At 73.0% G+C, this 2,263-nt stretch carries 1 protein-coding gene; it reads left to right on the top strand.

Annotated elements, in window-relative coordinates:
• Nucleotides 1–117: 117 nt before the first annotated feature.
• The coding region (locus NBZ85_RS30465) for a helicase-related protein (protein WP_261563354.1) at nucleotides 118–2,263 on the top strand (2,146 nt) is incomplete at its 3' end.

Below are 2,263 nucleotides of genomic sequence, written 5' to 3'. Positions count from 1 at the left end.
GCCCGGGAGGCGCCCGCCTCCGAGCGCCCCACGCCGGCCGCGGACCCGGCCCGCGTCGCCCCGGCCCGCGTCGCCCCGGAATCAGCCGACCGCCGGCAGGCCGGCCAGGAGGGAACGGTGCGGGTCGAGGACCTCTCCGCCCGGCTGGCGGAGCTGGGGCCCGGCGACGCCCACCGGCTCGGCCGGCGGCTCGCCGACAGCCGGCGTACCCGGGAGCCCGCGGCGCGCCGACGCGCCCTGCGGGCTATCGCCGCCGACGCCGAGCGAGCCGCCGCACGGGTGGCCCGGCGCCGGGCGAAGGTGCCGGCGCTGAGCTACCCCGACATCCTGCCGGTGACGCAGCGCAAGGACGAAATCCTCGCCGCGATCCGCGACCACCAGGTCGTGATCATTGCCGGGGAGACCGGCTCCGGCAAGACCACCCAGCTGCCGAAGATCTGCCTGGAGCTCGGCCGCGGGGTACGCGGGATGATCGGTCACACCCAACCGCGGCGGATCGCCGCGCGCACGGTCGCCGACCGCATCGCCGAGGAGCTTGGTACCCCATCGCCGCAGGCGGGCGGGGTCGTGGGCTACCAGACCCGGTTCACCGACCAGGTGCATGACGACACCCTCGTCAAGCTGATGACCGATGGCATCCTGCTGGCCGAGATCTCCACGGACCGGTCGCTGCGCCGCTACGACACGCTCATCATCGACGAGGCCCACGAACGCAGCCTCAACATCGATTTCATCCTCGGCTACGTGCGCTCGCTGCTCCCCCGCCGGCCGGACCTCAAGATCATAATTACCTCCGCGACGATCGAGACGGCCCGGTTCTCCGCGCATTTCGGCGATGCCCCCGTCATCGAGGTCTCCGGGCGTACCTATCCGGTCGAGGTGCGCTACCACCCGCTGGTGCCAGGCGCCCGCGACGCCGACCCGGCCGACCCGGAAGATCCGGACGCGCCGCCGCCCACCGAGGAATCGGGCGGCGGTCGCGGCGTCGGCCGGGCACGCGGCGGCGGGAACGGCGCAAGCAGCGCAAGCAGCAGAGGCGGCGGAAGCGGCGGCCCGGGCAGCCGGCGTGGCCAGCCGGCCGAGACCGAACGGGATCAGACCCAGGCGATCAGCGACGCCGTCGACGAGCTGTGCGCCGAGGGCCCCGGCGACATCCTCGTGTTCCTCAGCGGGGAACGGGAGATCCGGGACACCACCGAAGCGCTCGCCCGCGAACAGCGGCCGAACACGGAGATCGTGCCGCTCTACGCCCGGCTCTCCGCCGGCGAGCAGCACCGGGTCTTCCAGCCGCACACCGGGCGGCGGGTGGTGCTGGCGACCAACGTCGCGGAAACCTCGCTGACGGTTCCCGGCATCCGTTACGTCATCGACCCCGGCACCGCACGCATCTCCCGGTACAGCCATCGGACGAAGGTGCAGCGCCTGCCGATCGAGCCGGTCTCACAGGCGTCCGCGAACCAGCGCAAGGGCCGGTGCGGGCGCACCGCGGACGGCATCTGCATCCGGCTCTACAGCGAGGAGGACTTCGCCGGCCGACCCGAGTTCACCGATCCGGAGATCCTGCGGACGAACCTGGCCTCGGTGATCCTACGGATGGCCGATCTGGGGCTGGGCGACATGGCCACCTTCGGCTTCCTCGACCCGCCCGACCCGCGCCAGATCAGCGACGGTGAGCTGCTGCTCACCGAACTCGGGGCGTTCGACGCGGGCGGCGCCGGCACAGGCGGCGCCGACACAGGCGGCGCCGGCTCGGGCCGGACCGCATCGGGCCGGCGGATCACGCCGATCGGGCGGCGCCTCGCGCAGATCCCGGTGGATCCCCGGCTGGCCCGCATGGTCCTCGCCGGCGACGAGCAGGGTTGCCTGCGGGAGGTGCTGGTCATCGCGGCGGCGCTGGCCATCCAGGATCCGCGGGATCGCCCGGTCGAGCACCAGCAGGCCGCTGACGAGCGGCATGCCCGGTTCGCGGACCCGACCTCGGACTTCCTCGCCTACCTGAATCTGTGGAACTACCTGCGCGATGCCCGCGGCGAGCTGTCCGCGAACCAGTTCCGCCGGATGTGCCGGACCGAGTTCCTCAACTACCTGCGCATTCGCGAGTGGCAGGACGTCCACGGCCAGCTCGCCGCCGTGACCCGCGGTCTGGGCCTGAACGCCGAAGCCCGCTCCGGCGACCGCGCCGACCGCAACGACCGCGCCGACCGCAACGACCGCAACGACCGCAACGACCGCAACGACAACGGTGGCGGCAACAGTGGCGGTG

This window comes from Frankia tisae (genome assembly GCF_025403405.1).
GTDB lineage: Bacteria > Actinomycetota > Actinomycetes > Frankiales > Frankiaceae > Frankia > Frankia tisai.
Note: the sequence above shows the minus strand (reverse complement) of the source record. Positions and strands in the feature narration are given on the sequence as shown.